Source organism: Nonomuraea sp. B10E15 (genome assembly GCF_039871615.1).
In the GTDB taxonomy this organism is placed as follows: Bacteria; Actinomycetota; Actinomycetes; order Streptosporangiales; family Streptosporangiaceae; genus Nonomuraea.
Map to the genome: position 1 here is coordinate 21,352 of NZ_JBDPMB010000004.1, position 12,240 is coordinate 33,591.

The 12,240-nt window shown below is 73.0% G+C and carries 10 protein-coding genes; 5 read left to right on the forward strand and 5 right to left on the reverse strand.

Going from position 1 to position 12,240, the window contains the following annotated elements:
* Positions 1 to 148 precede the first annotated feature (148 nt).
* Positions 149 to 1,369 carry a mannose-6-phosphate isomerase, class I gene (gene manA, locus ABGB14_RS15695; RefSeq protein WP_347644378.1) on the forward strand — a complete coding sequence of 407 codons (1,221 nt, stop codon included), beginning with the start codon at positions 149 to 151 and terminating at the stop codon, positions 1,367 to 1,369.
* A gap of 59 nt (positions 1,370 to 1,428) precedes the next feature.
* Positions 1,429 to 3,717: a LuxR C-terminal-related transcriptional regulator gene (locus tag ABGB14_RS15700; RefSeq protein ID WP_347644379.1), complete on the forward strand. Its 2,289-nt coding sequence runs from the start codon at positions 1,429 to 1,431 to the stop codon at positions 3,715 to 3,717.
* Here ABGB14_RS15700 and ABGB14_RS15705 read toward each other — a convergent pair.
* On the reverse strand, positions 3,714 to 4,151 hold the full coding sequence (locus tag ABGB14_RS15705; RefSeq protein WP_347644380.1) for a hypothetical protein: 438 nt from the start codon (positions 4,149 to 4,151) through the stop codon (positions 3,714 to 3,716). The genes ABGB14_RS15700 and ABGB14_RS15705 overlap by 4 nt on opposite strands.
* Positions 4,152 to 4,240: 89 nt before the next feature.
* Positions 4,241 to 5,818 (reverse strand): FAD-dependent oxidoreductase, encoded by a 1,578-nt coding sequence (locus ABGB14_RS15710; RefSeq protein ID WP_347644381.1) that lies wholly within the window; start codon positions 5,816 to 5,818, stop codon positions 4,241 to 4,243.
* 90 nt (positions 5,819 to 5,908) lie between these two features.
* Here ABGB14_RS15710 and ABGB14_RS15715 point away from each other — a divergent pair, with 90 nt between their 5' ends.
* Entirely contained in the window at positions 5,909 to 6,508 is a 600-nt protein-coding gene (locus tag ABGB14_RS15715) for a helix-turn-helix transcriptional regulator (RefSeq protein ID WP_347644382.1), read from the forward strand.
* 28 nt (positions 6,509 to 6,536) lie between these two features.
* Here the strand turns inward: ABGB14_RS15715 and ABGB14_RS15720 are convergent, their stop codons facing one another.
* Together ABGB14_RS15720 and ABGB14_RS15725 are read right to left on the reverse strand one after the other, a co-directional pair.
* Positions 6,537 to 8,021 (reverse strand): hypothetical protein, encoded by a 1,485-nt coding sequence (locus tag ABGB14_RS15720; protein WP_347644383.1) that lies wholly within the window; start codon positions 8,019 to 8,021, stop codon positions 6,537 to 6,539.
* Positions 8,022 to 8,252: 231 nt separating this feature from the next.
* Positions 8,253 to 8,888, reverse strand: a complete 636-nt coding sequence (locus tag ABGB14_RS15725; protein ID WP_347644384.1) for a hypothetical protein — start codon at positions 8,886 to 8,888, stop codon at positions 8,253 to 8,255.
* A 280-nt stretch (positions 8,889 to 9,168) separates the two neighbouring features.
* Here ABGB14_RS15725 and ABGB14_RS15730 point away from each other — a divergent pair, with 280 nt between their 5' ends.
* Positions 9,169 to 10,203, forward strand: coding sequence for a TIGR04222 domain-containing membrane protein (locus ABGB14_RS15730; protein WP_347644385.1), 1,035 nt, complete (start codon positions 9,169 to 9,171; stop codon positions 10,201 to 10,203).
* Positions 10,204 to 10,345: 142 nt separating this feature from the next.
* A complete protein-coding gene (locus tag ABGB14_RS15735) occupies positions 10,346 to 11,263 on the forward strand; it encodes an LLM class F420-dependent oxidoreductase (RefSeq protein WP_347644386.1) in 918 nt (305 codons plus the stop codon).
* Positions 11,264 to 11,325: 62 nt separating this feature from the next.
* On the opposite strand, the gene ABGB14_RS15740 is transcribed toward ABGB14_RS15735, so the two are convergent.
* Positions 11,326 to 12,195, reverse strand: a complete 870-nt coding sequence (locus ABGB14_RS15740) for an LLM class F420-dependent oxidoreductase (protein ID WP_347644387.1) — start codon at positions 12,193 to 12,195, stop codon at positions 11,326 to 11,328.
* Between the last annotated feature and the right edge of the window lie 45 nt (positions 12,196 to 12,240).

A 12,240-nucleotide genomic window follows, 5' to 3' on the forward strand; every position in this document is an offset into this window, starting at 1 on the left:
GGGCCCCGGCGGAGCCGGGGTCACCGCGACCCACACCGAGTAACGGCTTGCCGGAGCCGTAGGAGTTCCGGGCCGCAACACGGCACCTGAGTGCTGACGCCCGCCGATCGCGTTCTACGCTCCAGGGACGACGATTGGAGCCGACGCCGTGCCACAGAACGACCTGCCGCCGACCGACGCGCCCATGCGCCTGGCCACCACCATCCGCCCCTACGACTGGGGCTCGGTCACCGCCCTGCCCGAGCTGTTCGGGACGGAACCCACCGGCCGGCCGCAGGCCGAACTCTGGATGGGCGCCCACCCCGGCGCCCCGTCGACCGTCGACGGCATCCCCCTCAACGACCTCATCGCCCGCGAGCCCGCCGCCACCCTCGGCGAGCGCTCCACCGCACGATTCGGGCCCGCGCTCCCCTACCTGCTGAAGGTCCTCGCCATCGAGCGGCCGCTCTCCCTCCAGGTCCACCCCACCACCGCGCAGGCCGAGGCGGGCTTCGCCGACGAGAACGCCCGCGGCGTCCCGCTCGACGACGCCACCCGCACCTACAAGGACGCCTCCCACAAGCCCGAGATGGTCTGCGCCATCACCCCCTTCCACGGGCTGTGCGGGTTCCGCGACCCCGCCGGCACCGCCGACCTGCTCGACCGCCTGCGCCTGCCGGACCTGCGGCCCTGGATCGGCACGCTCCGCTCCGGCGAGCCGGAGACCGCCCTGCGCACGGTGTTCGCCCAGATGCTCGACGACGCGTCCCGGCCGCTGCGCGCCCAGGTCGAGCGCGCCCTGCTCGACCTCGGCCCCGGCAGCGGCACCGGCGCCGGCTCCGGCGGCGACGACCTCGCTCCCTACGCCGGCATCGCCCGCGCGTGCCCCGGTGACCCCGGCATCGTGGCCGCACTCCTCCTCCACCACGTCGACCTGCTCCCCGGCCAGGCGCTCTACCTCGGCGCCGGGGTGCCCCACGCCTACCTCGGCGGCATCGGCGTGGAGATCATGGCCAACTCCGACAACGTGCTGCGCTGCGGCCTCACCACCAAGCACGTCGACGTCCCCGAACTCATGCGCGTCGTCGACTTCACGCCGGCCGCCCCGCACGTCGTCCCTCCCGGGCACGACACCGCCGGCGAGCACCGCTACCGGCCGCCCGCCCCCGAGTTCGCGCTCACCCGCTACGACCTGACCGGCCAGGCCGCCCACACCCTGCCCGGCGGCGTACCGCGGATCGTGCTCTGCGTCGACGGCGAGAGCCGCCTCGGAGAGGGCCTCACGTTGCGCCCCGGGCAGTCGGCCTTCGTGCCGGCCGCCGCGCCGCCGGTGCGGCTTTCCGGCAAGGGCACCGTGTACGGCGCCGAGCCCGGCGCCTTTACAATGTAGATTTCCAGGCGTCTGGGCCCGCGGGCGGCCGGGCTTGACCTGTCACGTTACTGTGGGACATGGCCACGAAACGGCCCGACGGCAACCTGCCGCTCGAACTGACCAGCTTTGTCGGCCGCCGCCACGAGCTCGCCCAGGCGCGGCGGCTCATGACCCAGGCCCGCATGCTGACATTGACCGGCGCCGGCGGTGTGGGCAAGACGAGGCTCGCGCTGCGCGTCGCGGCCGACGTGCGCCGGGCGTTCCGTGACGGCGTGTGGCTGGTCGACATCGCCCCCCTGAGCGACGGCGAGTCACTCGCCCCCGCCGTCCTCGACGCCCTGGGATTCCGCGACGAATCCCCGCAGCGGCCCGACTCCGGCCTAGTGGAACTCCTGGAGTCGAGGCAGCTGCTCCTGCTGCTGGACAACTGCGAGCACATGCCCATGGCGGCGGCCGTACTCGCCGGCAAGCTGCTGGGCGCGGCCCCTGGGCTGCGGATCCTCGCGACCAGCCGTGAGGCTCTCGGCGTGGAGGGCGAGTGCGTGTTCACGGTGCCGCCGCTCGCCCTGCCCGGGCACGGCCGGTCCACGGCGTCCGACGAGGCGTTGACCCTGTTCGCCGAGCGGGCGGCGGCCGTCCAGCCGGACTTCGCCCTCGGCGACGACAACGAGCCGGCGGCCGAGCTGTGCCGGCGGCTGGACGGCGTTCCGCTGGCCATCGAGCTCGCCGCGGCGCGGGTGCGGGTGCTGTCCGTGGCCCAGATCCTCGACCGCCTGGACGACCGGTTCCGGCTCCTCGTGAACCGGCGGCACACCACCGTCCCCCGGCACCGGACGCTGCGCGCGGCGATCGACTGGAGCTACGACCTGTGCGACCCCGCCGAGCGCGCCCTGTGGGCCCGGTTGTCGGTGTTTCCCGGCGAGTTCGGCCTGGAAGCCGCCGAGCAGGTCTGCTCCGGCGGCGAGATCGCCACGGAGGAGGTGTTCGACCTGCTCGTCGGTCTGCTCGACAAGTCGATCCTGACGCGCTCCGAGCGCGCCGGGCGCGCCCGATATCGTTTCCTCGACAACATCCGTGCATACGGCCATGCCATCCTCGTGGACTCCGGCGAGGAGCCGGAGCTGCGCCGGCGGCACCGCGACTATTCTCTGGGCCTGGCGCGGCGGGCACGGGACGAGTGGTTCGGCCCCGACCAGGCGCGGTGGGTCACCAGGCTCCAGCACGAGAAGGACGACCTCAGGACGGCGCTGGAGTTCAGCCTCGGCGAGCCCGGCGAGGCGCACGCGGCGCTGGAGATGGTCACCTCGCTGTGGAACTACTGGCTCTTCGCCGCGGGTTCCTTCGGCGAGGGCCGCCGCCTGCTGACCCGGGCCCTCGAAGCGGCTCCCGAGGCCACCCCGGTCCGCGCCGACGCGCTGTGGGTGGCCGCCTGGTTCGCGCTCAGACAGGGTGACGTGGACGCCGCCCTGCCCCTGCTCAGCGAGTGCCACGATCTCGCGCTGCGGCTGGACCATCCGGGCGCGCTGACCTGTGCCACCCACTTCTCGGGGCTGGCCGCCCACCTGAAGGGCGAGCACCGCGAGGCGCTCGCGCTCCTGCTGGAGGCGCGCGAGCGCTACCTGGCCGACGGCGATCAGGCGGGCGGGTGGATGACCCTGTTCCACCTGGCGATCGTCCACTCGGCGCTGGGCGACCGTGACCAGGCCGCGTCCTCGGCGGGTGAGTGCCTGGCGATGTGCGAGGGCCTCAGCGCCTACCTGTCCAGGTCCAACGCGCTGTGGGTGGCGGGCCTTTCGCACTGGTTCCAGGGGGCGCACGACCGGGCGGCGGCGCTGGTCAAGAAAGGGCTCGACGTCATGCGCCGCCACGACGACCGGTGGGGCGTCGCCGAGAGCCTGGAGGTGCTGGCCTGGATCGAGGCGGCGCACGGCCGGGAGGAGCGGGCGGCCACCCTGTTCGGCGCCGCGGGCATGGTGTGGCGCTCGATCGGCACGGTGACGCCCGGGCTGCGGCCCTTCACCGACTTCCACAACATCTGCCAGACGCGGGTGCGCGGCGCCCTGGGCGCGAGCGCGTACATGAGCGCCTTCCAGCGGGGCGCCGGCCTGTCCCTCGACCAGGCCGTCGACTACGCGCTCGACGTCGACCGCGGCTCCTCGGCCGAACGCCCGCGGCCCTCCGTCCTCACGCCTCGCGAGCAGGAGGTCGCCGAACTGGTCGCCCAGGGGCTGAGCAACAAGGAGATCGCCGCGAGGCTGGTCATCGCGCAGCGCACCGCCGAAGGGCACGTCGAGCACATCTTGACCAAGCTGTCCCTCTCCTCCCGGGTGCAGATCGCGACATGGTTCACCACCCACGGCCGCTAGAACGACGACGCCGTGCTCAGGCGTTGGGGCAGCGGGCCGGGGCGGTGCCGTAGGCGTACTGGAGGAAGTCGACCAGGACGGCGGGCCAGGAGCCCCTGTCGTGGCCGTGCGAGCGCGTCGTTGCCCAGGCCGGTCAGGCAGGTGTGGAAGGCGCCGGCCTGGGAGCCGAGAATGGACTCGTTGACGCTCCTGGCCTTGGTGTTCTCCGGCGAGGTGGTGCTGTGCGGCCCGAACAGGGTGTCCAGCCGGTTGAGCAGCTGCTCCTGCTGGTCACGGACGAGGACGCCGTCCCTGTACGTGGTCACCCGGTATTTGCCCAGGTCGAGGAGGGTGATCGCGGCTCCCGACTGCCACATCGAGTCGGACACCGTGCGCTGGGCCGGCTTGGCCCGCCAGCCCGCACGCAGCTCAAACCCGTCGGCATGGGACACCACCTCCGCATGGAACGGCCCCAGGGACGGAGCCGGGGGACGGGGCCGCGCGATCAGAAGATCAGGGATCAGCGACCCCGTCAACGACGGCCCTAGGGAAGGCGGCGGATCTTCAGCACGTTGTCGGTGCGGGTGCCCGGCCGGCCCTCGTGGTCGTGCTGGCTGCGCTCGTACTCCTCGCTGCGCAGCACCTCCCACTCCCCCTCCGGCAGGTCGAGCGCGTCGAGCACGTCCTGCGTCGTCGGGAAGTGCACGCCGGGCATCGGGTCGTGCTCCCAGCTGGGCCAGCCGCCGTGCCCGAGGACGAGCAGCACCCCGCCGGGCGCGACGGCCGCCGCCGCGGAGCGCAGGATCTTCTCGCGCGGCAGCTCGCTCTTCGAGTGCAGGAACGAGGCCGAGACCAGGTCGTAGTGCCCGTCGGGGAACGTGCTGCCCAGGTCGTGCCGCTGCCAGTCGATACGGTCGGCCACCTCTGCGGCCTTGGCCTGCTCGGCGCCCCGGTCGAGGGCGACGCGGGAGATGTCGGTGGCGGTCACCCGCCAGCCCCGCTCCGCGAGCCAGATCGCGTCGGCGCCCTCGCCGCATCCCAGGTCGAGCGCCCGGCCCGGCTCCAGGTCCGTGGCCTCGCGCACGAGCATGACGTTGGGCCTCCCGCTCCAGATCTGCGGGCGCTCGGTGTAGAAGGCGTCCCAGAACTCCTCCGGAGAGATCTGGCCACCCGCGTGCGCCCGTCGGACGGCGACGGCCCGGCGGGTCTCCTCGGCGATCAGGTCGGCGTTGATGGCCGCGCCCGCGCGCACACCCGCCGCCGCCGCACCGATGACCTGCTCGGGCAGGTTCGTCACGTTCCCCGCCACCCACACGCCGGGCACGCCGGTCGCGCCCGCCGGATCGGCGGGGACGTAGGTGCCGATCACGTGCCCGGCCATCTCCTGCTCGGCCGTCTCCAGCCCCAGCCCGGCGAGCAGGCCGGAGCGCGCGGTCATCCGGGTGGCGACGGCGAGGGCCCGGCGCGGCACCACCGTGCCGTTCACCCGCACGCCGCTGATCCGCCCGCCGGTCAGCTGCAGCCCGGTGACACGTCCTTCCACCACCGTGACGTCCCTGGCGACGAGCTGCTCGATCTCCTCCTCGCCGAACTCGGGCGCGGTGTGGCGGAAGAGGGTCACGTCGTCGCTCCACTGCCGCCACAGCAGGGCCTGGTGCACGGCGAGCGGGCTGGTGGCCACGACGCCGATCGCCTGGTCGCGTACCTCCCAGCCGTGGCAGTACGGGCAGTGCAGCACGTCGCGGCCCCACCGCTCGGCCAGCCCGGGCACGTCGGGCAGCTCGTCGACCAGTCCGGTGGTAACCAGCAGCCGGGCGGCCTCGACCTGCGACCCGTCGGCGAGCGCGAGCCGGAACCCCTTGCCGGTGCGCTCGGCGGTCTCGACCGTGCCCGTGACGATCTCGCCTCCGTACCCGGTCACCTCATCGCGGCCGGCCGCCAGCAGCTCGTGCGGCGGCACGCCCTCGCGCCCCAGGTAGACGTGCACACCATCGGCGGGCGCGTTGCGCGGCTCCCCCGCGTCGATCACCAGCACCCTGCGCCGCGCCCTGGCCAGCGTGAGCGCGCCGCTCAGCCCGGCGGCGCCGCCGCCTACGACGATCACGTCATATCTCGTGTCCATTGCCGCTCCTCTTGTCCGTGTGGTGCGGCCACTGTCCGCGACGAGGCGCGAGTTTGACAAATATCATTGCCGAAATGGCAAGCTGGATCCATGGAACTCGACGAAGTGCTGCAGGCGGTGGGGCCGCGGCTGCGGGCGTTGCGACAGGAGCGCGGCGTGACGCTGGCGCAGTTGTCCGCGAGCACGGGCATCTCCGTCAGCACGCTGTCGCGCCTGGAGGCCGGGCAGCGCAAGCCGACACTGGAATTGTTGCTCCTGCTGGCCACGGCCCATCAGGTGCAGCTCGACGAGCTGATCGACGCGCCCGTCACCGGCGACCCGAGGGTGCACATGCGGCCGGTCAAGCTCAAGGGAGGCAGGACGTACATCCCGCTGACCCGCCGGCCGGGCGGGTTGCAGGCGTTCAAGCAGATCTACCCGCCGCACTGGCCGGGCTGCGAGCTGGAGCAGCAGGTCCATGAGGGTTACGAGTGGCTGTACGTCCTGTCGGGCCGGCTGCGCCTGCTGCTCGGGCGGCACGACGTGATCCTGACCCCGGGCGAGGCGGCCGAGTTCGACACGCGCACGCCGCACGGCTTCGCCAACCCCGACTCCGAGCCCGCCGAGGTGCTGGCCCTGTTCGGCCCGCAGGGCGAGCGCATGCACGTCAGGGCCAAGCCCGCCCCCAAAGGAGGGCGGGCCGGTGCCTGAACCGCCGCGAGGCGGCGTTCACGTACGATCAGCGAACGACGTGGATCCTGAAGTACGCGACGGTGCCGCGCGGGTCGGGGTTGAGGTGGGTGCGCTCGACGTCCGCACGGAACCGGTACCTGCCGGGGGCGACGTCGTCGGCCGCGATCCGCAGGTTGAGCTCCACCGTCTGCCCCGGGTAGATGGTGTCGATCGTGCAGGTCACCTCGCCGCTCGTCCCCTCGCAGTCGGACTCGGAGTCGGGCACCAGGCGGAACCCGCGCGGCAGCCGGACGCTGACAGGCACGTCCGCCGCGCCGCTCAGGCCGTTCATGGCGACCGTCAGCGTGGCTATGGTGCTCTCGCCCTGCTCGATCGTCCCGTCCGCCACGTCCGCGCTGATCGACAGCTGGTCGTAGACGCCCTCCGGGTCGGCCGCCTTGACGATGGCGCCGTACGAGTCGATGCCCAGCGCCGTGGCGGTGGTGCTGCCGTTGTCGCCGTTGTGCGACCGCCCGGTGGAGGTCACGCCGACGAGGCCGCTGCCCGGGGCGCGCACCATCCACGGGCCGCCGTTGTCGCCGTCGACCAGCTGGCAGTTGTGGGTGGTCAGCCCGCCGAACCGCACGTCGTGGCGGCGCGGCTCGTAGGGGCGGGCCGGGCGGGTGCGGCCCTCGCACCACATCTGGTCCTTGCCCTGGTAGGCGCGGTTCTTGTGCACGGCGGGGTAGCCGATCGTGTTGACCTTGAAGTAGCCCCCCTGGTTGCGCAGCACGGTGTAGCCGCCCACCCGGTCCTGCAACGTCTGGTCGGTGTAGATGTTCTCGACCTCCACCAGCGCGACGTCGTACGGCGAGTTGGCGCCTCCGCCCTCGTGGCCGGTGTAGGCGCTCGGCTTCCACGCGCGCACCGCCCCCCAGCGGCTGTACGGCTCCCGCTCTTTCCGCCCGTCGTAGGCGGGCACGAACAGCAGGTAGCGATGCCAGCCGTGGTGCCGCGGATCCTGGCGGTACCCCCCTTCGTGGTGGTCGCCGGGCTCGCCGTACACGCACTGCGCGGCGGTGACGATCAGCGACTCGTCGCGCGAGCGCACCACGGCCGCGGTGCAGGACCTGAGCTTGTCGTGGGCGTCGACGAAGAACAGCCGGCCGGCCGCGCGCGTGTGCGGGAGCTTGCTGTACGGGCGCCGGACCTTGGCGTAGCCGTTGCTGTCACCGCCGGGCGTCAGCCGCTGGGACGACGGGACGCCGGTGACCCGGGCCGCGCCCTCGCCGTGGTACGGCGTCAGCTCGGTCTCCGGCAGGGGCGCGCCGAGCGCGGCCGCCATGCGGGCGGGCGTCCAGAAGTCGCTCGACCGGTGGGCGTCCATCTCCGGCGACTTGTCCGCGCCGTGCGGCCACCGCGGGCGCGTGTCCGCCGGCCCCGCCACGGGTGCAGCGGCCCTGCCGGCCCCCGACGCGGCGGCCACCGGCACCATGAGGCCGGTCATGGCCAGGGCGGCGGCCGTCGTGATCGGGATGGTCCGTGATCTCATCTGTCCCCCTGAACAGGCGATGACTGAAAATGACGGGGAAACTGTAAGTCATCGTCCTGGCACCCTCCGTGCATGTCGGCGCATGTCCACCACACCCGCGCCGGTTACGGAGGTTGCGCGCTGCCTGGCGTGTCGGCACCCGACGGCCAAAGCAGGAAATATCATGATGCGCACCGACCGCGCGGAATCATCCGTTACGGGCGATGTCACGTGTGGGCGATGGGGATGCGCCTACGAGCGGCGGCGCCGCCGCTCGTCGACCAGCGACCAGGCGTCCTCCCACGCGCGGTACCGGCCGCGGTTCACCAGCCACCGGAACCCCGCCAGGGCCGTCAGCACCGCCGCCACCGCGGCCAGCATGACGAGCATCCCCGTCACCACGCCGGTGACGTGGATCTCCACCGCGGTCGGCGGCGGGAGTGCCGGCCGGCCGGTCTCGTCGACCCAGATCCGCACCGTCGTGCCCGCCTTGGCCATGGCGGGCCCGCGTACCTGACCGGTGTGCTCCTGCCCGGAGGGCATGGTCCACCGCGCCTGGACCGGGCCGCCCCTGGGCACCGAGCCGAGCGACGTCGGGCTGACGGGCACGTCCGCCAGCAGCGTCGCGTTCACCTGCAACCGCCCGCCGGCGCCCGCGTTCGCCGCGCTCTGGTACGCCTGCCGCCCCGCCGTCACCGCGGGCCACGCGCTGAGCAGCACCAGCAACACGGCGACCAGCAGCGCGAGACTCTCCAGGCGGTCGGATCGGCGGCGCAGCGGGTTGCGGTCGAACCGGTATCTCCGCACTTGTCGCATCACCGAGTCGCGCATCACGAACACCCCCTGACGGCACTCTCCGGGTGTCGCCATCATGTCCGGCAGAGGCATGGGTCCCTCATAGGTCCCTGCCCGCCCGAGCCCCGCCGTATCAGGATATTGCCTGGTTAAACCCCTCATGGGCGCACGCCACCCGCAAGCCCCGCGTTCCACGCCGGTACGGGTCGCGGCCAGGCCGGCGCCGCACGGTGATCAGCGGATCGCGGGCGCGCTCGCGGCGCTTCTGCTCGTTCTGCTCATTCGCCGGGGAACCGCCGGCCGGACGGGGAACGTCTTCCAAGCACAGGGGGCCGCCTGCGTTTCATCATTTCTCTGCTCAAGGGGAGACACAATGGACGGGGTTTCCTACGCGATCGCCATCTCGCTGGTCGCACTCATCGCCCTCGCCGCGGCACGTACACACCTGGCGTTGTCCGCCGCCCGATCCAGGACGGCGCCGGCCACAGGCTCTCCACTCGACCTCTACCAGGCGGCCTATCTCGCGGGCGGGCCGCGCCGGGTGATCAACACGGCGCTGGTGTCGCTGGTCGCCCAGGGCGGGGTCCGGGTGTCCAGCGAGGGGGTCGTCACGCCGGTGCAGGGCTTCCGGCCGAGCAAGCGGGCCCGGATCGAGCGAGCGGTATACCGGCAGGTCAAGGGCGGGATGGGCGGATCCACCGCGGCCGAGGTACGCCACGGCGCCGGCGACGCCGAAGCGATGCGATGGTTGTCCGCCCCCCTGCTGCGGCGGGGCTACCTGATGCCGCCGGCCGCCCGGGTGAGGGCACGGCGGCGTACCGGCCTGCTGGTCGTCCTCGCCGCGCTGGCGGTGCTCGCGGCCGCGGTGGGGACGGCTCTGCACGGCCCCGTGGGCGCGGTCGCGATCGCGGTCGTGGCCGCCGTGGCCGGGCTCGGCTGCTCCTTCCTGCTCCGCCGCCGGCTGGCCGACCCGCTCACCAGGTCCGGACGGGCGGCGCTGGAGCGGGCGGACGTCCGGGCCCTCGCGGACGGCTCGTGGCAGAGTTCCGACGACATCAGCGAGGTGGCGTTGCACGGGTTGACGAAGCTGCCCGACCGGCGGCTCGCCGACACGCTGCGCCGCGACACCCGGACCAGGACCCGATCGCGCGCCGCGTGCTGCGCTCCGGGACACTGCGGGTCGTACGGCAGGACGAGCATCCCGGTCCACGACGCCGCCGGCGCCTCCGGCGGAGGGTCGTGCGGTGGCGGCTTCTTCGACCTCGGCGGCCTGTTCGGCTCCGACCGCTCGGGGTCGCACTCGGGCGGCGGCTACGGCGGCGGCGACTTCAGCGGCGGCAGCAGCAGCGGCGGGGACAGCGGCGGCGGTGGTTGCGGTGGAGGCGGCTGCGGCGGGGGCGGCACGTGACAGAGACGGCGCGTCAGGCGGCGCGGGCCGGGCGGGTGACAAAGACGACGGCAAGTCATGAAGCGGGCCTTGCGCTACGCCGACGTTACGCCACATATCGTGGTGGCCTGGGTGACAGGTGACGACCAAGGTGGTGACTGCGATGCCGGAGGCGAGCATCGACGTGGCGGCGCTGAAGCGGCGCATGGGGCGGGTAGGTGTCTGGAACGCCACGCTGACCGGCGAGCCCGCCGTGGTCGAGCGGGACGCCGCCGGCGAGATCGAGAGCCTGGGCTTCGGCACGCTGTGGTTCGGTGAGACCCCGGCGGGCAAGGAGTCGCTGGTCCATGCGGGGCTGCTGCTCGACGCGACCCAGAGCATGATGATCGCCACCGGGATCGCCAGCATCTGGGCCCGCGACGCCACCGCCGCCGCGAACGGCGCGAGCGCGCTCGCCGAGGCGTACGGCGGGCGGTTCGTGCTCGGCCTGGGCGTGAGCCACGCGCCCGCCGTGGAGATGCGCGGTCATGACTACAGCAGGCCGGTGTCGGCGATGCGCGACTACCTCGACGCCATGGACTCGGCGAAATACGGCGGCCCGCTGCCCGCGCCGGCGCCGCGGGTGCTGGCCGCGCTCCGCCCCCGGATGCTGGAGCTGTCCGCCCAGCGCACGCAGGGGGCGCACCCCTATTTCGTCCCCGTGGAGCACACCACGCGCGCCCGTGCCGTTCTCGGCCCCGATCCCGTGCTGGCACCGGAGCAGACGGTCGTGCTGGACACCGATCCGGTACGGGCGCGGCAGACCGCCCGCCGCTTCATGTCGCTCTACCTCGGCCTGCCGAACTACGTGAACAACCTGCTCGACCTGGGCTGGAGCGAGGACGACGTCACCGGTGGCGGCAGCGACGCGCTGGTCGACGCCATCGTGGCCTGGGGCGACCCGGAGGCGATCATCGAGAGGGTGCGCGACCACCTCGACGCGGGCGCCGACCATGTCTGCGTCCAGCCGCTCGCCGCCACGACCGAAGACCTGCTGGAGCACCTGCGCGTCCTGGTCGGCGCCGGCCTCGCCTCGATCTGACCCTGCCGTTCGACCGTGCCCGCTCGACCGGTGAGCCCTGCCCCGCCTCGCTCCGACCCGGCTCAGCTCTCGCGCAGCCCGAGTGCGACCGAGGCGGTCGCCAGGGCGGCGATGTGCTCGTCGACGGAGCTCAGCCCCGCTTTCATGGTGTTGACGGCCAGGTGCGTGGCACCGGCCTCGCGCCACCGGCCCGCCAGCGCGCCCAGCTCGTCGGCGTCGCCCGTCCAGCTGACGCGCCCCTCCATGCCGATGGCGGAGGGGTCGCGTCCGGCCTGCGAGGCGGCCTCCTCGACGATGGCCCTCGCCTCGTCCAGCCGCGGTCCGGGAGACATCTGCGGGAACCACCCGTCGGCCAGCCGGCCGGCGCGGCGGTAGGCCGGAGGCGACTGCGCCCCGAACCAGACGGGGATCGGCCTGCTCACCGGCAGCGGCGCGAGGCCCGCCCCGGTCACCCGGTCGAAGCTGCCCTCGAACGTGACCGACTGCTCGCTCCACAACCGGCGCATCAGCCCGACCTGCTCCTCGATGCGCCTGCCCCGGGTGGCGAAGTCCTGGCCCAGGGCTTCGTACTCGACCTGGTTCCAGCCGAGCCCCACGCCGAACCGGAAGCGGCCGCCGGTGAGCAGGTCGACCTCCGCCGCCTGCTTGGCCGCCAGGACCGTCTGCCGCTGGGGCAGGATGACGATGCCGGTGACCAGTTCCAGCCTGGTCAGCGCGGCGAGATAGCCGAACAGGACCAGGGGTTCGTGAAAGGTGCTCCGCACGTCGTAGGGGCCTTCCCAGCCCTGGTGGACCGCCGGGTCGGCGCCGACCACGTGGTCGAAGGCCATCACGTGCCGGAATCCGAGCTCCTCGGCCGCTTGCCCGTAGGCGCGCACCGCGCCCACGTCCGCGCCGATCTCGTTCTGCGGAAATACGACACCGATTCGCATCTATGGCTCCCGTTCGACACGAGACGTCTTTCGACCATCATCGCG

Coding starts and splice junctions, on each gene's coding strand:
- ABGB14_RS15700 (WP_347644379.1), top strand. CDS start 1,429: ATGGCCACGAAACGGCCCGACGGCAACCTGCCGCTCGAACTGACCAGC.
- ABGB14_RS15710 (WP_347644381.1), bottom strand. CDS start 5,818: ATGGACACGAGATATGACGTGATCGTCGTAGGCGGCGGCGCCGCCGGG.
- ABGB14_RS15715 (WP_347644382.1), top strand. CDS start 5,909: ATGGAACTCGACGAAGTGCTGCAGGCGGTGGGGCCGCGGCTGCGGGCG.
- ABGB14_RS15720 (WP_347644383.1), bottom strand. CDS start 8,021: ATGAGATCACGGACCATCCCGATCACGACGGCCGCCGCCCTGGCCATG.
- ABGB14_RS15725 (WP_347644384.1), bottom strand. CDS start 8,888: ATGCCTCTGCCGGACATGATGGCGACACCCGGAGAGTGCCGTCAGGGG.
- ABGB14_RS15730 (WP_347644385.1), top strand. CDS start 9,169: ATGGACGGGGTTTCCTACGCGATCGCCATCTCGCTGGTCGCACTCATC.
- ABGB14_RS15735 (WP_347644386.1), top strand. CDS start 10,346: ATGCCGGAGGCGAGCATCGACGTGGCGGCGCTGAAGCGGCGCATGGGG.
- ABGB14_RS15740 (WP_347644387.1), bottom strand. CDS start 12,195: ATGCGAATCGGTGTCGTATTTCCGCAGAACGAGATCGGCGCGGACGTG.